The following is an 18,538-nucleotide window of genomic DNA, read 5'->3' as shown; positions in this document are numbered from 1 at the left end:
ATCATCGATACAAAACTGCAACGTGTAATTAGACTGCTAGGCATTTCATTTTTTAGAATTTTTCGTTAGATTTAACAAATTGTGTACACAGTTATAATAAACAAGACAATAGGTAAAATCATGAAAATCAAACTAGCGCTTATTTCAGCATTGGTTGTATTAACAGGTTGTGCAGGAAGTTATCCAGAACGTGTTGAAACCAAAGGACCTCTCATCTGTGCTACTGATGAAATTTGCCCTGAGCTTGCACTCCGTTGGAATGATGAAAAGCGTAATGGTTTTAAAATAACTGCAGATGTAAATGACACTATACAGCACGATATAAAACAATTGAACTTTATTGTTGATGGTCAGCCTTATGTCTATTCAACAATTCAACCAACCCAATATGCAACTGCAGCTGGTGTAACGAATTCATCTAATTTTATTGTCGTTCCTGTAAGTTTTTTAAACTCATTTAGAGATGCAAAACAAATTGATCTAAAAATCGTGACAGCTAACGGCGAAGTGACTCGTCCCATCCTGCAAGCTGACGGTCAGAAGTCTTCTGCTTACTTAACATTTATCAAAGGTTATACAGGTCAAACTATCGAATAAATGAATTATTCACTAAAAAGCCAGTTCGTTGAACTGGCTTTTTTTTAAGGCTTACAACTTTTTTGATAACTTGTTCCTAAATCTTGGAATGATAACTCAAAAGAATTTCTCATTTTTTTTGCAAATAATGCTTCTTCTTTTGCTTTAGCCATATGAATATTCTTTTGTGCTATTCGCTCTAAAGCATTTAATGCATCTGCATATTCACAAGCTCTTTGAATGATCAACGAAATATTCTGCTTACTATCGACCGATTGATGTAGTCGAATTTGACTCGCTTCAATTTCGTTATAAATTGACTTCACTTCAATATCAAACTGAGATTGTGTTAAGCCATTCGCATAACTATACGATAATCCGAATAAGACCATCGCCCCAACCAATATCCTTATTTTCAATTGAATTCCCCATAAAACGTTCAATTGCAATTTTAAAATTATATTAAAAAGCCAGATCAATCATCTGGCTTTTTACATCATACGCTTTTTTACTTTGGTTAAATTGGCTCAAATGGCGCAACAACGTCGGCATTTTGGGCACGATGACGCATAAAGTGATCCATTAACACGATTGCAAGCATCGCTTCAGCGATTGGTGTCGCACGAACACCCACACAAGGATCGTGACGACCTTTAGTAAGAACATCCATATCTTCACGATTAATGGTAATCGTTTTGCCTGGTGTGGTAATAGAAGCAGTAGGTTTTAGTGCAATTGATACACGAATATCTTGACCACTTGAGATACCACCTAATATACCACCAGCGTGATTCGCTAAGAAGCCATCAGTTGTCAGTTCATCACGTGTTTCATGACCAAATTGTTCAGCCACGCCAAAACCATCACCAATCTCTACACCTTTAACCGCATTAATTGACATCATCGCATGAGCGATATCAGCATCTAAACGGTCGAAAACAGGTTCTCCCCAGCCTACGGGTACTTTAGAAGCAATAATTTCAAGTCGTGCTCCACAGCTTGTTCCTTTTTCACGCAATGATGTCACAAGTGCTTCAAAGCGTGGTACGGCATCAACATCACCACAAAAGAATGGATTATTCGGCACTTCATTCCAATCTAATTTTGCTGTTTTTTCAGTTCCGATTTGAGTTACATGCCCACGGATTTCAATACCAAATTTTTCAAATAAGAATTTTTTAGCAATTGCACCCGCTGCAACACGCATCGCTGTTTCACGTGCGCTTGAGCGACCACCACCACGGTAATCACGGAAACCATACTTTTGTGTATAAGTATAGTCTGCATGACCTGGACGGAAAGTTTGTGCGATATTACCGTAATCTTTAGATTTTTGGTCTGTATTACGAATTAAAAGACCAATGGATGTCCCAGTGGTTTTACCTTCGAACACACCTGAAATAATTTCAACTTCATCTGGTTCTTTGCGTTGTGTTGCAAATTTAGAGGTACCTGGTTTACGACGATCTAAGTCTATTTGTAAGTCCTCAGCTGATAACTTCAGACCTGGTGGAACTCCATCTACAATCGCCATCAAACCAACACCGTGAGATTCACCACAAGTTGTTACACGGAACAATTGTCCAATACTATTGCCAGCCATGTTCAACAACTCCTTTAAACTTGAATAGATTGAATGAATAAATCACGATATTGACGGCATTGTGCTGCAGTCAGTGCAAAAATACCTGATCCACCACGTTGGAATTGCAACCAGTAGAAATCAACAGTATTAAAGTTTTGCTTCATCGCCCATTCTGAGTTGCCCACTTCAATGACGATTAAACCATCTTCAGTTAAATAGTCTGCGGCTTGAGCCAGCATTTTACGCACAAGATCCAAACCATCTTGACCCGCTGCCAATGCCAATTCTGGCTCGTGATGAAACTCATCTGGTAAATCTGCCATATCTTCAGCATCGACATACGGCGGATTAGAAATAATTAAATCGTATTGATTTTCAGCAGGTATTTTAGCAAAAAGATCAGATTCCAATAAAGCGACTTGATACTGTTTATTGTGATGCTCACAGTTGATTTGAGCAACCTCAAGGGCTTCTTTTGAAATATCAGTAGCATCGACTTCAGAATCAGGGAATGCATATGCCAAAGCAATTGCGATACAACCAGAGCCAGTACACATATCCAAAATACGCTGTGGAGTTTTAGGATTTGGATTCACTGGCAAATTATTGACCGCTTCTCCCATTTCACCATTTTCAGTCAAACAATAAGGTGCAAAACGATTTTCAATTAGCTCAACGATTGGTGAGCGTGGAATCAGTACACGCTCATCTACATAAAATGGTTTACCAAAGAAATAAGCAAGATTTAATAAATATGAAGTAGGAACACGGTCATTGATACGACGTTCGAGTAAACTCAAGAATTCCGCAACTTCGCTTGGCAGCAATTTTGAGTCTAAAATCTCAGCATCGGCATTCCAGTCTAGTGACAAAGTTTGTAAAACTAAAGCAGAACTTTCAGCAAAATAATCTTCAGTACCTTGACCTAAGTGTGCATCGTATTGACGTAATGCTGTAACTCCAAAACGAATAAAATCTCGAATAGTTGTTAAGTTTTCAGCGGCTTCCTGTAGATGTTCAGGGCTAATAGTCGGTCGATCCACTTAAGGCGTCTCCAAGGTCAATTTTTTAAAAACGCTCTATGATACCTTGTTTTATCCTATTAATAAAAAGTTCTATCGGTGTTATTCGGCAAATTTGTATTGAAAATTTGAATAGTTAGAATTATCCATTGAATAAGGTCTACTCATTCAGGTTTTAAAATAGCGAGAAAGTTGATTAAAACTAACGATATTGAAAATAATCGTGTATACTCGAAGCCAACTAGAAAATTTATGTTGTTTCATTAAATCTTTTATTTCGCAGTGTTAGTCATAATCCTACGTTTGGTTTCAGATTTTAAGTTTCATTTTTTTTCCAAGTTACATCATTGAGTTCAAACTCATAACATTAAAGTTTTATTAGGATTCCTATTATGTCTAATACTGTTAAAGGTACAGTTAAATGGTTCAACGAAACTAAAGGTTTCGGTTTCATCCAACAAGAAAACGGTCCTGACGTTTTTGCTCACTTTAGCGAAATCAAAGGTTCAGGCTTTAAAACTTTGGCTGAAGGCCAACAAGTTGAATTCAGCGTAACTCAAGGTCCTAAAGGTCCTAACGCTGTTGACATCGTAGCAGTTTAATTAACTGTTAAAAAGAAGCGGGCTTTGCCCGCTTTTTTTGTCTCTCGAAAAGCTCACCAGACTTGAAAAAGAAAATTTAGACTCAAACTAATAAAAGTTAAAGTGAATTTCAAAAGTTAAAGTATGAGTTATAAACACAATAATTTAATGGCAATGCGTCAAAATTACTGGAGTGATGATTCTTCCCCTCGTGTCACAACAGAAAAACAATTTCTTAAGCAATTTTTGATGGATCATCAAATTTTTGAAAATCCAAGTTTGGATGATGTTAAATATTTTTTCTTCAGCTTACCTAGCGTCATTATTATCAAAGCATATGCCCTTGGATTTATTCATGAAACTGTTGTCAACTTAATGAAGTTATTCATCTCTGAGTATCGCGTGTCTCTGTCTACTCGAGCTCAACTCCCAGTTAAATATCGACTTTAAAAAGCTTAGGCTATTTAAGTTTGAATAAATTGACCATTTATACACCTGATATTGAAATACTTGAACTATTTTAATACGTTCATAACATGTAATATTCAATACAATGATTTCTCTGCGCGATTCGCTTAAAGGACCTAAACTTCATGTCAGATCAGAATGAAAAGCTTAAACAATTAAAAACTTCTTCAATGGATCGCCGTCTTTCGATTGCGAAAGCTTCTCTACTGGCTGGCACACGCTGGGCTGCTTCAAGTGCGAGTTCTATTTTTTCAAGCGAAGAAGAAAAAGAAAAAAAACGTAAACAAGCGATGAAAGAACAAGCTGACTATCTCGTTGCTGAAATCGGTAAATTAAAAGGCTCTATCGTCAAAATTGGTCAAATGATGGCGTTATATGGTGAGCATTTTCTACCTGAAGAGATCACGCAAGCTTTAAACACTTTAAATAATCAGACCGTTGCCCTCGCGTGGCCTGCGATCCATGAGCAACTGCGCAACCAACTTGGCTCTAAACTCGATGATCTCACTATTGATCATGAGCCTTTAGGCACCGCATCATTAGCACAGGTTCACCGTGCAACACGTAAGTCTGATGGTCTTGAATTGGTGCTCAAAGTTCAATATCCCGGTGTAGCAAGCGCAATTGACTCAGATATGAGCTTGTTTAAGAACATGCTCAAACTTACACGCATGGTTCCTCAAACTCGTGAATTTGATCAATGGTTTGATGAGGTTCGCGAAATGATGCACCGTGAAGTAAATTACATAATTGAAGCTGAAACAACACGTCGTTTTAGAGCGCGTTTAAAAGATGATCCGCGTTATGTTGTTCCACAAATTATTGATCAATATTGTACAGATCAAGTGCTTTGTATGACTTTTGAGCGTGGTGTTCCGATTAATAGCCCAGTCATGCTTTCACTCCCTCAGGAACGTCGCAACAAATTAGGTGAAGCATCGCTTGAAATTGCCGTTCGTGAAGTGTTTGAATGGGGCGAGATGCAGACTGATCCTAACTTTGGTAACTACCTAGTACGCTTAGGTGACGGCGCGCAAATTGAAGATAAAATCATTCTTTTAGACTTCGGTGCGATCCGTCAATTTGATGATCAACTCCTCAAGGTAGCTCGTAATTTAATTACCGCGGGCTATCATCATGATGCTCAAGCCATGGTCAATGCTATGACAGGTTATGAGTTTTTCGATGCAATGCCATTAAGCATTAAACCTGACATGGCAAAAGTGTTCCTTCTAGCTACTGAAGCTTTTAGTACTTATAGCAATAATCCAGACCTACCAACAGGCATTATGGATGAACAGCAGCGCTATGATTGGAAACAAAGCCAACTGCATAGCCGTGTGATGCAACGAGCATCCAAGTCGATGGCATCGCGCTATTTTTCAGTTCCACCGAAAGAATTTATGTTCATCAGTCGTAAGTTCATAGGTGCATATACATTCATGACTGTGATCGAAGCAAAAACAAATGTGCGCAAAATGATCCAATCATATGTTTAAGGAACAAAGACCATAGTGATCTATCGTGTCACTATGGTCAATTTATTAAATAAAAAATTGAATTACTAAAAAGAATATATCTTAAATTTCATTAGAATACCTATTCAATTACCATTTATCTGTTTGGTCAAAAAAGTCTTTTAAGCTAGTCATTTTCGACATAGTCATTTCACTAAACACATGTCACGATCTTGTTGTATAAAAAAACCATCAGGGAATTTACAACAATGAATGATATCGCAAACAAAGCGCAAGGTTTAGGCTTAGCCTTGATCACTAAGCTCGCAGGCAGTGATTTAATCGATCAATTAAAACTAAGAAAAATTATCGAACGCTCGCTTTATCAAGGTTCTAAGGCTGGATTTAAAACCTTGGGCTCTACACAGAAAATTTTTAAACAAAAATCCAATACTCCGACTCAACGTCTATCCAATCAGCAAAAAGGGTTATTTGATCTCAGCCTTTCTGAAGAACAACAGATGACTGTTGATGCGATGCAACAATTTGCTCATGAAGTTCTCTACCCCCTAGCACATACAGCCGACCACCAAGCTACTTTTCCAGAAAACTTATGGGCTCAATTTAAAGATTTAGGTGTCAATTATTATGCATTGCCTGAACAATACGGCGGCGTTGCTTCAGAAAAGAATGTGGTTACAAATGTGCTGATCGCAGAGCAACTTGCACAAGGTGACTTCTCATTAACAGCTACATTACTCTCCACGTTCTCAGTCATTAATGCAATTACACAGTGGGGTTCAGCAGAGATTCAAAATAAGTATTTGTCGGCATTTAGCGAACAAGATGATCTATTTGCAACTTTTGCTGTTCAGGAAAATACACCTGCTTTCAACCCTTTCCAATTAAAAACAAAAGCGACACGCCAAGGCGATCATTTTGTCATTAATGGTGAAAAAACTATCGTTATTCTAGGTGAGCAGGCAGATCTTTTATTGGTTTCCGCAGATTTAGATGGAACAGCTCAGGTTTTCATTGTTGAGCGAAATGAAACGATTTCATATAAAGCAAATCCAGCAATGGGGCTGAAAGCAACCCAATCTGTAAGCCTAAAATTTAACAACACACCAGCATTTAAACTAAATGAGCAAGATTTTGATTATTCAGCGTTCATTGATCTGGGCAATTTAATGTGGTGTGCAATGGCAGTGGGTACATGCCAAGCGGTTAAACAATATTGCATTCAGTATGCCAATGAACGCACTGCATTTGGTGAACCAATATCCCACCGTCAAAGTGTTGCATTTATGATCGCGGATATGGCTATTGAAATTGATGCTATGAAAATGTTGGTTTTGAATGCTGCAAGCCGCGCAGAATCAGGTTTAAGTTTCCATCGTGAAGCATACTTAGCACGAATTTTGTGTGCAGAAAAATCAATGAAAATTGGCACTGATGGCGTACAACTCTTAGGTGGACATGGCTTTACCAAAGAACATCCAGTTGAACGTTGGTATCGGGATTTGCGTGCTACTGCCATTATGCATTCTGGTTTACATGCTTAATCAAATAATAAAAATTTAAGGACAAAGATGATGAATTTAGAAAATCCGAAAAAATTTAAAATGCTTGTTGATCAAGCTCATCAGACAGCGTTAAACGTGCTTCGCCCTATTTCACGCAAATATGATAAAGCTGAACATGCTTATCCCAAAGAACTCGACATGTTAGCATCCCTATTGGATGGTATGAATGAAGGTGGCGATGGTATGAATGCTGGCGCTGCCGTCAATAAACGTGGAGATACGACTCAAGGCAACAAAAATGGCGTGAACATGTCTACTGCTTTGGGTGTAATTGAGATGTGTTATGGCGATACTGGTTTATTACTTACCATGCCTCGCCAAGGATTAGGTAACTCTGCAATTGCTGCTGTAGCCAATGAAGAGCAACTTGAACGCTTCAAAGGAACTTGGGCTGCGATGGCAATTACCGAGCCAGGCTGTGGATCTGATTCTGCAGCAATACGCACCACAGCGACTAAAGATGGTGATGATTATATTTTAAATGGCGAGAAAATTTTCGTCACTTCTGGTGAACGAGCTGATTCAGTCGTGGTTTGGGCAACACTCGATAAAAAACTTGGGCGTGCAGCAATCAAATCATTTGTTGTTCCTAAAGGCACGCCTGGCATGACCGTTGAACGTCTTGAACATAAACTCGGAATTAAAGCTTCAGATACTGCTGTCATTCGCTTTATCGATTGTCGTGTCCCTGCTGCAAATTTATTAGGCAATGCTGAAATCGATGTTGCAAAAGGTTTCGCTGGCGTCATGGAAACTTTTGATAATACACGCCCTCTTGTGGCCGCAATGGCAGTTGGGTGCTCTAAAGCGTCTTTAGAGCGTATCAAGGAAATTTTTAAAGACCAACTAGATGCTGAATATGCCACCCCCTACCTTCAATCCTCAAATATTGCAGCTCAGATTTATCGTATGGAAGCAGAATGGGAAGCTGCTCGTTTATTAACCCTAAAAGCTGCATGGATGGCTGACAATAAAAAGCCTAACTCGCGTGAAGCTTCAATTGCAAAAGCGAAAGCTGGACGAATTTGTAATGAAATTACATTGAAGTGTGTCGAACTTGCTGCAAGTGTAGGCTATACCGAAGATGAGTTGTTGGAAAAATGGGCGCGTGATTCCAAAATACTAGATATCTTCGAGGGTACACAACAAATTCAACAGCTTATTGTTGCGCGCCGTGAACTTGGAAAATCATCAAGCGAATTGAAATAAATCACGTTGAATTAAACTCAACTCCGATGAAACTTAGATATACTCTGTGAAGATTTACTAAGTTTCATCGATTATGTACTTTATTCGAACTATTCAACCCCAAGATAATCCCCATATTGCAAAAATCATTCGTGAAGTCTCTGTGGAGTTTGCTCTCGCTGCTGAATCAGGCTTCGCAGTAGCAGATCCAATTCTAGATCAACTCTATGACGTTTATACAAAACCTCACTCCATATATTGGGTTATTAGCAATGACCAACACGAGGTCTTTGGTGGTGGGGGCATTGCACCTTTGCTGGGCCACGAAAACACCCTAGAGATACAAAAAATGTATTTTATGCCCTCAATACGAGGTTTGGGTTTTGCAAAACAAATTCTAGAAAAATGTATCCAATTTGCACGAGATCAGGGTTACACGCAAATTTATCTCGAAACCACAGCATCTCTCTGGCAGGCTGTAAAATTATATGAAAAATTAGGTTTTCAACATCTACAACACTCATTAGGAAATACTGGACATAGTGATGCATGCGAAATACGCATGTTAAAAGTATTATAAAAAAACCGACCCATGGTCGGTTTTTTTATTTTTGAGTGTTAGCCCAATAATTTATCAATAACACCAAATTTTTTAAAAATTTTTGCTCGTCGTTTTGGATGAATATTGGCTTTATTTAAATCGCCACCATAATGGTCAAATACGCGCTTATCCATAATTTTAAACCATAACTTAGGTATTAATACTGGGATCAACATCGTCGCATATCCACTTGGCAACACTGGCGCTTCTTCAAAGTTTCTCAATGCTTGGAATGGTCGTGTCGGATAAGCATGATGATCCGAATGGCGCTGCAACTGGTATAAGAATAGATTGGTTGTGATGTTATTATTATTCCAACTATGTTCAGGCATAGTGCGCGAGTAACTTCCATCCTCCTTCTTTTCTCGCAATAAGCCATAGTGCTCAAGATAGTTGACCATTTCGAATAAAGTCACACCATAAAGTGACTGAATGGCTAAGAATGGTAAAATTTTCTTACCATACAGTTTTAGCATCGTTGCGTGAAAAGTTGCACTAATGGCTGCGCCGTGAAATAGCTCATTTTTCAGTGAAAAGAACGACTCACCCTTACGATTTAATCGATGTTTTTCAATCAGTATTGCTGACTTCAAGCCACCGCTAATGGTTCTTGGAAGAAACTCATAAAAGGTCTCACCCATCTTAGAGGTCGCTGGATCTTCTGGAGTAGCTGCGCGCTTATGATGCCCATATGGGTGCTCAATACGGAAATGATTGTATCCAAGTGGTGCTAGTGTCACGTGTGACCAATAATGATCTGCACGCTTCGGTCGATGGCATAGTTCATGGGCAGTATTCACACCAATACCATTGATCAACCCCATAGTACAACCAATCAACAACTGATCCAACAATGGGGTTTCTTTACGAGAGACCACATATCCAGCAAAAAAATTGGCTGCATATTGTAAAGGCACAAACATTTTTACTATACGATCATAGTAAGGATCACTGACTAATTTTTTGATCTGCTCATCACTCGGATTATTCTCATCAGTACCGACCAAAGCATCAATGGTGGGAATAATTACGTGTAATAATAAAGGTCCACCTAATGCAAACAATTTTTTAGTTGCTTTAGGTCCGTATTGATATCCAGCCAAAAAGCCCATCCCTAATACAGGTAGTGCTGGACTAAGCAACCATAAGTAACGCTTCTTATCCAGTTGTAAGCCTTGCGCTATCGGGTTCTGACTCAATAACTCTTCAACTTTTACCTTTGCATTCACTTGCCATTTTCCTTTTCTATTTCTTATTTTTATCTTTGTTCATTTCAAATTTCAAATACAGTCGTAATCGTCCAAAAAAGCTATTGAGTCGTATTTCCACAACGATTTTGAAGCTAAAATACATTATAGAAATCTTTACACATGTTAAGATTCAGCAATTGTAAGCGTATAGGGAATATACGAAAAACATGGATGCCCTCAGTCAAGTTTTTGAAGATATTCACCTCAAAAATACGGAATATCTCTACCTTCAAGCACAAGGTAAATGGGCTTTTGAGTTAAGTCATCAAACAGCCATGATTACCTATATTTTATTATACGGTGAAGCCTTTTTTAAATTTCAAAATGGCGAACAGCTACACTTAAAAGCTGGAGATATGGCAATTATTCCTTCTGGAATGTCACATCAAGCCTATAGCCATCAAGAACAAAGATTAGTCAACATTACTCAAATAGATCATTTATTTAAAGGTTTAAGAGATGATGAAATTATCCTCGGTGACGAAGATGATAAATCTGAGAAATCTCTCATCTTCAGTATACGATCTAACATGGACAGTATTATGGGTGGACCATTGATTCAAGCCTTACCCACTTATATCCATTTAAACAATGCACTGAATGCTAGAGAGCCGGAGTGGTTAAGGATCGGGCTTTATTTCGTGGCTGATGAAACCAAGATGAACCGACCTGGTCGCCATAAGATTATGGATCACGTGGTGAGTATTATGTTAATCGAATGCGTGAGAGATTACATTTCCACGCTTACAGATCAGAATAACTGGTTAAATGCACTTACTCACCCAGAATTGAGCCCTGCATTTTCAGCGATTCACAGCCAACCAGAACGAAACTGGACTGTAGAATCATTGGCAGAAACTTGCTTTATGTCGCGTTCAAAATTCGCTCATTTATTTCAAAATATGGTGAATGAAACACCATTAGCATACTTACAGAAACACCGTTTAAGATTAGCCAGTCAACTTTTACGCTTGAGCCAGCTTTCAATCCAACAAATCGCGCACAAAGTTGGTTATTCATCAGAGACCGCATTTAGTCAAGCCTTCAAAAAACATTATCTATGCAGTCCAAGCCAGTATCGGAATACTTATTTGAATTAATCGAATTGAATAAATCATAGCAAAATAAAAAAAGCACCGAAGTGCTTTTTTATGAAGATAGAATTACTGGTGAGTTACTTAATTTTTGCAACTGACTTTAAATACTCAGTGTAATCTTTAAGTAATTGTGTACCACGATAGTTTTGATAGAGCTGTGCAAGCTGCTGTTTTTCTTCAGCCGAAATCGAATCCATAGATGGTTTTTTTACCTCAGCCACACCGATAATTACCATTTCATTTGGTAATTGAGCTGTAGTCACAGACCACATTCCTGCTTTAGGTGCAGGTACACTAAATGCAGCACGTTCAATTTCTCGTTTAAGACCTTGAGAACGACTAAAAACACCAGCATTTACGAAAGATTGCTGATGCTTAGTTAAAACCTGCTGCGAAGGTAGTGTTTTAAAATCCTTTAACATTGCAGCAACTTTTGCTTGAGCAGCTTCATATGCCTTTTGATTCAACAGCTTTTCTTTAACCTTCGCTTTTGCTACTGATAAAGGTTGAACACCAGCTTCACGGTATTCACGAACTTTCAACCAAACTGTATCACCATTCGCCAATTGTATATTGCTGGTCGCGTTACGATCACCATTTTTTACATCTTGACTAAAGATCTTAGCTTTTACAGCAGGATCCGCTAGGACTGTATTTTGAGTGGCAAGAGTTACATTATTCGCAGTGACCAATTTAGCCGATTTTAATTCCTGAGGGACTACATCTAATGCATCGCTACTTACAACGAGCTCGTTCAAACCATTTACTAGATCAGAATAAGCATTGGCATTTTTAGATTTTAATAAATCAGCTTCAAGACGTGCTTTTTCAGACTCAAAACTAGCAACATTCACTTGATCAGCTTTAGCTTGAATAATATGTACACCAAAATCGGTTTTTACTGGCTTAGAAATCGTACCTTTTGAAGCTTGAACTGCATTATCAAAAGCATCACCGAATACACCGGCTTCATAACCATCAACTCGACCCGCATTATCTTTGGAACTAGAATCTTCAGAATACTGTTGAGCGGCCTCTGCAAAAGATAATCCTGATTTAATTTTTGCATAGACCTCATTGGCTATTTTTTCAGCCTCAAGCGCAGTACGATTATCTGTTGTAATCAAAATATGTTGGACTTCAACTTTGGCATTTTTATTTTGTTGAGTTACATATTGATCATAAGCTTGTTTTAATTCTGCATCTGTAACAGTTGTTGTGGCATTTGCTACCATAGCAGGCGTTACCAATACATAATCAAGATCAACTGAGGCTGGTTGCTTAAACAGCACTTTATGTTTTTCATAATAAGCAGCGACTTCAGCATCAGTTATTTTTAAAGACGTTTTGTAATCATCCAATTTTACAGATGACATAAATAACGTACGTTGCTCACCTTGTAGATTTGCGATTTGCTGAATATCACTTTGGCTTACCAAAGAATTATCACGAATGCTTGAAACTAACATTTGAAGCGCATGATCTTGTCTTAAATTTTGGATTAGACCCTGGCTCGTCATATTAATTGATCGAAGATAGTTTTCATAAGCTTGTTGTGAAAATTTACCATCAACCTGCAGACTTGGCTGTTGAGCAATCATTTGTTCAATCTGAGCATCACTTAAACTGATGCCTAACTTTTCAGCCTGCTGAACCAATAAAGCACGATCAATTAAACTATCTAGAGCCATTTGTTCAATATACGATTGATTCAGAAGTGATTCATCACCTTGAACCATTTGTAAGAATTGATCTTTATAATTCTTCGTTTGAACTTCTAGCTCTTTATTAGAAATTTCTAAATCATTAACGGTTTTAGCAATCCCATCTTTGTTTCCACCACCGAAATAGCCTTCAATACCGACCAATGCCAATGGTGTCAAAAATAATACTAGAAGGACTTTGCCGAGCCACCCTTTAATGAGTTTACGAAACGATTCCATAGGTATTCCAATATTTTATTTCAAAGCGATTCTAACTGATAATCCAAACCGAATATATCAGATGAAGCCATAAATTTTCTTTTTAATAAAAAACGCGCCAAGTCGGCGCGTTTTGGACTTAATAAGAATTAAGCTACAGAATCTTTTAAACCTTTACCAGCTTTAAAGCTAGGAACTTTGCTTGCTTTAATTTGTAATTCTTCGCCAGTTTTCGGGTTACGACCAGTGCGTGCAGCACGATCTTTAACGCTGAAAGTACCAAATCCTACTAAAGTAACAGAGTCACCTTTTTTCAGCGCTTCGCCAATAGAAGCAATAGTCGCGTCCAATGCCTTACCAGCATCAGTCTTAGACAATCCCCCTTTCTCTGCAATTGCATCAATCAATTCTGATTTATTCATGAAGATTACGTCCTCTTATATCGTTTGTTTAAAATCCAAGGCTTGTATTTTAAAAGGCCATGACGACTTTATAGCAATGCTTTGGGGGGAAACGCAATACTGCTCGACCTGTTTTGATCAAAATAAGCGACAAAAAATACCAAAATTACAGTTTTATCTCTAAATCCATCATTTTTTTTCGAGTTTAGCTCGTAAAGCTTGATTTTCAGCAATGAGCACATCTAATTTCTGGTGAATATCTAAAATCATATTCTCAAGATGTTGTACATCTTTAGTTGAGACGAGCCCAATACGATTAAGCGAAGTACTCACCCCGTGATCTAAAAGTTTTTCCACCTTATCTTTTTTATCCGTAACAGACTCTTTAGTTTTTTCCGCAACTTTGTTTACTGTTTGATCAGTAAATTCAACCGTTTTAGATTCAAGCTCTTCACCAACTTTGACTAAAGAGTCAAACATTTTATTACCTTCTTCCTCTGCGCGAGAAAAAGCACCTAAACCAGCAAGCCAAATTTGTTTAGTATATTTACGAAAATCAAGTGTGGACTTACGTTGATACTTTGTTTTACGTGAGTTTGCAGGTTGTGAGTTGTCCATTAATTCCTGTTCTTTATTGTTATTTACATCTTGATCCACCGTTACACTCCTGTATATTTTAGCCTCTAAACTGACTATTCGTGCATAAAATACATTGATAATATCAAATATCGCTATTGAACCTTGTTCAAAACTGTTCTACAAAGCAATGATAAATGATGTAATCTTAGACTTAATTTAAGTTTGTGTTAATAGAACTTTTTAGATTTATTAAATTTGAATAGGATTTATTTATGAGTGAATCGCAACAACAACAAGGTCATACCCGTTTGTTGCTTAACATTGTTATGTTAGTTTTAGAGACATTCTATTCTTTCGTCTTAAAACATGACCGTGTTGTTCGCCTTCAAGCAAAAAAATTTGTAGAACAACAAATTACAATTAAAATGAATAGCTATATCCCCTATTTTGACTTTTATATCCAATTTACGGATAAAGGCATCTTATTTGACCTTCAAGCGCCAGAAAAAGAACCTGACCTCAAGGTAAGTAGTACTTTAGTCGATATCATTCAAATTTTCGGGTTTGCAAACCGCAGAAGTTTAAAAAAAATGCGTATTGAAGGTGATCAAACCCTTAAAGACGAATTCAGAGATTTAGCATTACATCTCTCAACACCGAAATTAATTTCAGATTGGAAAAACTGGTTAACAACAGCTTCTGAAGACCAAGATACAAAGGCTTCGAGAAAACGCATTGCACCATTACTTGAAAAAATTGACTTACAAAGATCTAAAATCAATACACTTCAAGTAGAGGTTAAACAATATAAAAATCGTATTCGTCGCATGCAAACCAACCAAAAACGTATCAATATTGCGTTCGGGATAGTTTCGGTTCTATTCGTGGCTTTAATCGTGTATAATTTATTGATTATTTATTAAAATAATAAAGTTTTATCTGTTTAAATCCTCGCCATATTTAATTCCGATTAATTTAGTTGGTTTTTAGAAAAAATACTTGACTAAATTAGTCGGAATTCATAAAATTTCATCATCTAGCCTTTTACACGTGTATCGAATCATGCGCTTAACCACTCGCGGTCGCTACGCAGTGACTGCATTACTTGATCTAGCTTTGCAGCCAACTGAACAAACCATTACTTTGGCAGAAATTGCTACTCGCCAAACTATTTCTGTGGCTTATTTAGAACAACTATTTGCTAAATTAAAGCGTCATGGCTTGGTTTCGAGTGTACGTGGTGCTAATGGTGGATACCATTTAGCGCGTAATGCTTCTGATATTACGGTCTTAGAAATTATTGAAGCTGTAAACGAAACTGTTGATGCAACACGTTGTGACCACAAAGGTAACTGCCAAAATGGCGCAATGTGTCTAACTCACGATTTATGGCAAGAACTCTCCCTCCACATTGCCGATTACTTAGCTAAAATCTCTCTTGCTGATTTAGTTGCTCGCGATAACGTTCAAACTGTTGCGATCCGCCAGAATACAGCTCCATTAGATTCAGCCCTTTTATCGGTTACAGGTATTTGACATGAAACGTCCAATTTATCTTGATTATGCTGCAACGACTCCAGTCGACCCACAAGTTGCTGAGCGCATGATGGAATGCCTTACATTCGATGGGACTTTTGGTAACCCTGCATCACGTTCGCACGCATATGGTTGGCAAGCTGAAGAAAAAGTTGAATACGCTCGTGAGCAAGTTGCAAATCTTGTAAAAGCAGATCCACGCGAAATCGTTTGGACATCTGGCGCTACAGAATCTGACAACCTTGCACTGAAAGGTGTTGCACAGTTCTACGCTTCAAAAGGCAAACACATCATTACGAGTAAAATTGAACATAAAGCAATTTTAGATACTTGCCGTGAATTAGAACAAGAAGGCTTTGAAATTACCTATCTTGAACCAGAAGCTCAAACAGGTCTAATTACTCCTGAAATGGTTCAAGCTGCTTTACGTCCAGATACAATTCTTGTTTCATTAATGATGGTCAATAATGAAATTGGTACTGTGACTGATGTTGCCGCTATTGGTGAATTAACTCGTGCGAATAAGACATATTTTCACGTAGATGCCGCTCAAGCTGCTGGTAAAGTTGAAATCGATTTATCAACCATGAAAATTGATTTAATGAGTTTCTCTGCTCACAAAATTTATGGCCCTAAAGGTATCGGTGCACTTTACGTACGTCGTAGTCCACGTGTGCGTCTTAAAGCTCAAATGCATGGTGGTGGTCATGAGCGCGGTATGCGTTCTGGTACGCTTGCAACTCACCAAATCGTTGGTATGGGTGAAGCATTTGAACTTGCAGGTAAAAACCTAGTTGCTGAACAAACTCGCTTACGCACTCTACGTGACAAACTTTGGAATGGTCTACAAGATCTTGAACAAGTTTTCTTAAATGGTCATCCGACTCAAAACGTAGCAAACTACTTAAACGTAAGTTTTAACTTCGTTGAGGGTGAATCTTTAATGATGTCACTTAAAGATGCTGCTGTTTCATCTGGTTCAGCTTGTACTTCTGCAACATTAGAACCCTCTTATGTTCTTCGTGCATTAGGCTTATCTGATGAGTTAGCACACAGTTCAATTCGCTTCAGTTTTGGTAAATATACGACTGAAGAAGACATTGATCACGTACTAGAAGTGACAAAAGCTGCTGTAGAAAAATTACGTGACCTTTCTCCACTTTGGGATATGTACAAAGAAGGGATTGATCTGTCGAAAGTTGAATGGACAGAACACTAATTTAAACCAAACACATGCATCTTATTAAGCTTAAATATTGAAATTTAATAAGATGCACCCATATTAAATATTATCAGCCGACCCTGAGGTTTGGAGACACATCATGGCTTATAGCGAAAAAGTGATTGATCATTACGAAAATCCTCGTAATGTTGGTGTTTTAGATAAAAACGCAGAAAACGTAGGTACAGGTATGGTCGGTGCACCAGCTTGTGGTGACGTTATGCGTCTTCAAATCCAAGTGGATGAGAATGGTGTAATTGAAGAAGCTCGCTTCAAAACTTACGGATGTGGTTCTGCAATTGCTTCAAGTTCACTTGTAACTGAATGGCTAAAAGGTAAAACTTTAGACCAAGCACAGCAAATCAAGAATATTGATATTGCAAATGAACTTGCGCTTCCTCCTGTAAAAGTACACTGCTCTGTACTTGCAGAAGATGCAATTAAAGCTGCTGTAGAAGACTACCGTAGCAAAAAAGCGAAAGCTTAATTTAGCGCTTGATGATTGAATGGAGTTTTCATGATCAATTTAACTGAAAATGCTGCAACTCATATCAGCAATTATTTATTGAATCGCGGTAAGGGTGAAGGTATTCGCGTTGGTGTGAAAACTTCAGGTTGTTCTGGATTGGCTTATGTTCTCGAATTCGTTGATGAAGTTGACGAACATGATCAAGTCTTTGAACAGTTTGGGGTTAAAGTTTTCGTTGATCCGAAGAGCCTTGTTTATCTAGAAGGTATGGAAATGGACTATGTTAAAAATGGTCTAAACGAAGGTTTTGAATTCAACAACCCAAACAAAAAAGGTGAATGTGGTTGTGGTGAATCTTTCACTGTTTAAGATAATCATTCTCTTTTTACCTGATTAAAACAGTGCCCTGCACTGTTTTAATTCTATTCAGCGCCCACTTTTATTTTTCACTATTTTGGAATTTCCAATCCATGAATCATTTTGAGTTGTTTAATCTCCCTGTAGCACTCGATATTGATTTAGCAACTTTGAAAGCTAACTTTCTAAAATTGCAGCAACAATATCATCCAGATAAAGCTGAAAATAAAGACCAAGCCTTGATCAAATCTAGCGAAATCAATCAAGCTTATAAAGTTTTATCTCAAGTTGACAGCCGTGCTGGATATTTACTTACACTCAAAAAACAAGACTACCATTTAGATCAATCCATCAATGATTTCGAATTTTTACAATCTGCATTAGAAATTCGTGAACAGTTAGATGAAGCTCAAAGTTCTGAACAACTTTCATCTTTAAAAACTGAAGTGCAACAATGGATTGATGGTTTAGTTCGCGAATTCAAAATAGACTATGAAGCTGAAGATTGGGCTGAGTCTCGCGATACTGTTCGAAAATTACGTTTCTTCCAAAAAGTGATGAATGATATACATCAAGCTGAAGATCGTATTCTCGATGATGAAGATTTTGACTTAGATGACGAATTCTAATTTTATTTTTTT

21 protein-coding genes are annotated in these 18,538 nt (G+C 37.7%); 14 read left to right on the top strand and 7 right to left on the bottom strand.

Going from position 1 to position 18,538, the window contains the following annotated elements; all coding sequences use genetic code 11:
- The first annotated feature begins 120 nt into the window (after positions 1 to 120).
- Positions 121 to 597: a hypothetical protein gene (locus tag AC1M9B_RS03200; RefSeq protein WP_481608540.1), complete on the top strand. Its 477-nt coding sequence runs from the start codon at positions 121 to 123 to the stop codon at positions 595 to 597.
- 44 nt (positions 598 to 641) lie between these two features.
- Here the strand turns inward: AC1M9B_RS03200 and AC1M9B_RS03195 are convergent, their stop codons facing one another.
- The 3 genes from AC1M9B_RS03195 to prmB all read right to left on the bottom strand — a co-directional run bounded on the left by AC1M9B_RS03195 (position 642) and on the right by prmB (position 3,204).
- Positions 642 to 995, bottom strand: coding sequence for a hypothetical protein (locus AC1M9B_RS03195; protein WP_481608539.1), 354 nt, complete (start codon positions 993 to 995; stop codon positions 642 to 644).
- A gap of 98 nt (positions 996 to 1,093) precedes the next feature.
- A complete protein-coding gene (gene aroC / locus AC1M9B_RS03190; RefSeq protein ID WP_481608538.1) occupies positions 1,094 to 2,179 on the bottom strand; it encodes a chorismate synthase in 1,086 nt (361 codons plus the stop codon).
- A 14-nt stretch (positions 2,180 to 2,193) separates the two neighbouring features.
- Positions 2,194 to 3,204, bottom strand: a complete 1,011-nt coding sequence (gene prmB / locus AC1M9B_RS03185; RefSeq protein WP_481608537.1) for a 50S ribosomal protein L3 N(5)-glutamine methyltransferase — start codon at positions 3,202 to 3,204, stop codon at positions 2,194 to 2,196.
- 371 nt (positions 3,205 to 3,575) lie between these two features.
- Between prmB and AC1M9B_RS03180 the strand changes: the two genes are divergently transcribed.
- From AC1M9B_RS03180 to AC1M9B_RS03155, 6 genes are all read left to right on the top strand, one after another.
- Positions 3,576 to 3,785, top strand: a complete 210-nt coding sequence (locus AC1M9B_RS03180) for a cold-shock protein (RefSeq protein ID WP_035263597.1) — start codon at positions 3,576 to 3,578, stop codon at positions 3,783 to 3,785.
- A gap of 123 nt (positions 3,786 to 3,908) precedes the next feature.
- Positions 3,909 to 4,214 (top strand): hypothetical protein, encoded by a 306-nt coding sequence (locus AC1M9B_RS03175; RefSeq protein ID WP_481594617.1) that lies wholly within the window; start codon positions 3,909 to 3,911, stop codon positions 4,212 to 4,214.
- Positions 4,215 to 4,357: 143 nt separating this feature from the next.
- Positions 4,358 to 5,731, top strand: a complete 1,374-nt coding sequence (locus AC1M9B_RS03170; RefSeq protein ID WP_481608536.1) for an ABC1 kinase family protein — start codon at positions 4,358 to 4,360, stop codon at positions 5,729 to 5,731.
- 227 nt (positions 5,732 to 5,958) lie between these two features.
- The gene (locus tag AC1M9B_RS03165) at positions 5,959 to 7,254 is read left to right on the top strand and encodes an acyl-CoA dehydrogenase family protein (protein WP_092766330.1); all 1,296 of its coding nucleotides are present in this window, start codon (positions 5,959 to 5,961) and stop codon (positions 7,252 to 7,254) included.
- Between the two features lie 30 nt (positions 7,255 to 7,284).
- Positions 7,285 to 8,484 (top strand): acyl-CoA dehydrogenase family protein, encoded by a 1,200-nt coding sequence (locus AC1M9B_RS03160; protein ID WP_035263603.1) that lies wholly within the window; start codon positions 7,285 to 7,287, stop codon positions 8,482 to 8,484.
- A 73-nt stretch (positions 8,485 to 8,557) separates the two neighbouring features.
- Complete coding sequence (locus AC1M9B_RS03155; RefSeq protein WP_481608535.1) at positions 8,558 to 9,043, top strand: GNAT family N-acetyltransferase; 486 nt, start codon at positions 8,558 to 8,560, stop codon at positions 9,041 to 9,043.
- 38 nt (positions 9,044 to 9,081) lie between these two features.
- Here the strand turns inward: AC1M9B_RS03155 and AC1M9B_RS03150 are convergent, their stop codons facing one another.
- A complete protein-coding gene (locus tag AC1M9B_RS03150) occupies positions 9,082 to 10,293 on the bottom strand; it encodes an alkane 1-monooxygenase (RefSeq protein ID WP_481608534.1) in 1,212 nt (403 codons plus the stop codon).
- Between the two features lie 188 nt (positions 10,294 to 10,481).
- Between AC1M9B_RS03150 and AC1M9B_RS03145 the strand changes: the two genes are divergently transcribed.
- Positions 10,482 to 11,414: an AraC family transcriptional regulator gene (locus AC1M9B_RS03145; protein WP_481587489.1), complete on the top strand. Its 933-nt coding sequence runs from the start codon at positions 10,482 to 10,484 to the stop codon at positions 11,412 to 11,414.
- A 74-nt stretch (positions 11,415 to 11,488) separates the two neighbouring features.
- Here AC1M9B_RS03145 and AC1M9B_RS03140 read toward each other — a convergent pair whose 3' ends face one another.
- The 3 genes from AC1M9B_RS03140 to AC1M9B_RS03130 form a co-directional block, all read right to left on the bottom strand.
- Complete coding sequence (locus AC1M9B_RS03140) at positions 11,489 to 13,354, bottom strand: SurA N-terminal domain-containing protein (RefSeq protein ID WP_481595332.1); 1,866 nt, start codon at positions 13,352 to 13,354, stop codon at positions 11,489 to 11,491.
- A gap of 128 nt (positions 13,355 to 13,482) precedes the next feature.
- Positions 13,483 to 13,755 (bottom strand): HU family DNA-binding protein, encoded by a 273-nt coding sequence (locus tag AC1M9B_RS03135; RefSeq protein ID WP_035263613.1) that lies wholly within the window; start codon positions 13,753 to 13,755, stop codon positions 13,483 to 13,485.
- Positions 13,756 to 13,923: 168 nt separating this feature from the next.
- Complete coding sequence (locus AC1M9B_RS03130) at positions 13,924 to 14,352, bottom strand: phasin family protein (protein WP_481591128.1); 429 nt, start codon at positions 14,350 to 14,352, stop codon at positions 13,924 to 13,926.
- 233 nt (positions 14,353 to 14,585) lie between these two features.
- Here AC1M9B_RS03130 and AC1M9B_RS03125 point away from each other — a divergent pair, with 233 nt between their 5' ends.
- From AC1M9B_RS03125 to hscB, 6 genes are all read left to right on the top strand, one after another.
- A complete protein-coding gene (locus AC1M9B_RS03125) occupies positions 14,586 to 15,236 on the top strand; it encodes a hypothetical protein (protein ID WP_481608533.1) in 651 nt (216 codons plus the stop codon).
- Between the two features lie 139 nt (positions 15,237 to 15,375).
- Entirely contained in the window at positions 15,376 to 15,849 is a 474-nt protein-coding gene (locus AC1M9B_RS03120; RefSeq protein WP_035263618.1) for an Rrf2 family transcriptional regulator, read from the top strand.
- Position 15,850: 1 nt separating this feature from the next.
- Entirely contained in the window at positions 15,851 to 17,068 is a 1,218-nt protein-coding gene (locus AC1M9B_RS03115; protein ID WP_035263620.1) for an IscS subfamily cysteine desulfurase, read from the top strand.
- Between the two features lie 103 nt (positions 17,069 to 17,171).
- Positions 17,172 to 17,558 (top strand): Fe-S cluster assembly scaffold IscU, encoded by a 387-nt coding sequence (gene iscU, locus AC1M9B_RS03110; RefSeq protein ID WP_035263622.1) that lies wholly within the window; start codon positions 17,172 to 17,174, stop codon positions 17,556 to 17,558.
- Positions 17,559 to 17,588: 30 nt separating this feature from the next.
- Positions 17,589 to 17,909, top strand: coding sequence for an iron-sulfur cluster assembly protein IscA (iscA, locus tag AC1M9B_RS03105; RefSeq protein WP_035263624.1), 321 nt, complete (start codon positions 17,589 to 17,591; stop codon positions 17,907 to 17,909).
- 101 nt (positions 17,910 to 18,010) lie between these two features.
- On the top strand, positions 18,011 to 18,526 hold the full coding sequence (gene hscB / locus AC1M9B_RS03100) for a Fe-S protein assembly co-chaperone HscB (RefSeq protein WP_092766335.1): 516 nt from the start codon (positions 18,011 to 18,013) through the stop codon (positions 18,524 to 18,526).
- The last annotated feature ends 12 nt before the right edge of the window (positions 18,527 to 18,538 follow it).

Source organism: Acinetobacter sp. ANC_7513 (assembly GCF_056779915.1).
The sequence above is the reverse complement of the archived record's forward strand: the minus strand, read 5'-3'. Positions and strand labels throughout refer to the sequence as shown.

Bases quoted from the DNA above. Each gene is read 5' to 3' on its own strand.
- AC1M9B_RS03200 (WP_481608540.1), top strand. From the start codon at position 121: ATGAAAATCAAACTAGCGCTTATTTCAGCATTGGTTGTATTAACAGGT.
- AC1M9B_RS03180 (WP_035263597.1), top strand. From the start codon at position 3,576: ATGTCTAATACTGTTAAAGGTACAGTTAAATGGTTCAACGAAACTAAA.
- AC1M9B_RS03135 (WP_035263613.1), bottom strand. From the start codon at position 13,755: ATGAATAAATCAGAATTGATTGATGCAATTGCAGAGAAAGGGGGATTG.
- AC1M9B_RS03160 (WP_035263603.1), top strand. From the start codon at position 7,285: ATGAATTTAGAAAATCCGAAAAAATTTAAAATGCTTGTTGATCAAGCT.
- AC1M9B_RS03140 (WP_481595332.1), bottom strand. From the start codon at position 13,354: ATGGAATCGTTTCGTAAACTCATTAAAGGGTGGCTCGGCAAAGTCCTT.
- AC1M9B_RS03145 (WP_481587489.1), top strand. From the start codon at position 10,482: ATGGATGCCCTCAGTCAAGTTTTTGAAGATATTCACCTCAAAAATACG.
- AC1M9B_RS03175 (WP_481594617.1), top strand. From the start codon at position 3,909: ATGAGTTATAAACACAATAATTTAATGGCAATGCGTCAAAATTACTGG.
- AC1M9B_RS03115 (WP_035263620.1), top strand. From the start codon at position 15,851: ATGAAACGTCCAATTTATCTTGATTATGCTGCAACGACTCCAGTCGAC.
- hscB (WP_092766335.1), top strand. From the start codon at position 18,011: ATGAATCATTTTGAGTTGTTTAATCTCCCTGTAGCACTCGATATTGAT.
- AC1M9B_RS03125 (WP_481608533.1), top strand. From the start codon at position 14,586: ATGAGTGAATCGCAACAACAACAAGGTCATACCCGTTTGTTGCTTAAC.
- iscA (WP_035263624.1), top strand. From the start codon at position 17,589: ATGATCAATTTAACTGAAAATGCTGCAACTCATATCAGCAATTATTTA.
- AC1M9B_RS03165 (WP_092766330.1), top strand. From the start codon at position 5,959: ATGAATGATATCGCAAACAAAGCGCAAGGTTTAGGCTTAGCCTTGATC.
- AC1M9B_RS03130 (WP_481591128.1), bottom strand. From the start codon at position 14,352: ATGGACAACTCACAACCTGCAAACTCACGTAAAACAAAGTATCAACGT.
- AC1M9B_RS03155 (WP_481608535.1), top strand. From the start codon at position 8,558: ATGTACTTTATTCGAACTATTCAACCCCAAGATAATCCCCATATTGCA.
- iscU (WP_035263622.1), top strand. From the start codon at position 17,172: ATGGCTTATAGCGAAAAAGTGATTGATCATTACGAAAATCCTCGTAAT.
- aroC (WP_481608538.1), bottom strand. From the start codon at position 2,179: ATGGCTGGCAATAGTATTGGACAATTGTTCCGTGTAACAACTTGTGGT.
- AC1M9B_RS03120 (WP_035263618.1), top strand. From the start codon at position 15,376: ATGCGCTTAACCACTCGCGGTCGCTACGCAGTGACTGCATTACTTGAT.
- AC1M9B_RS03170 (WP_481608536.1), top strand. From the start codon at position 4,358: ATGTCAGATCAGAATGAAAAGCTTAAACAATTAAAAACTTCTTCAATG.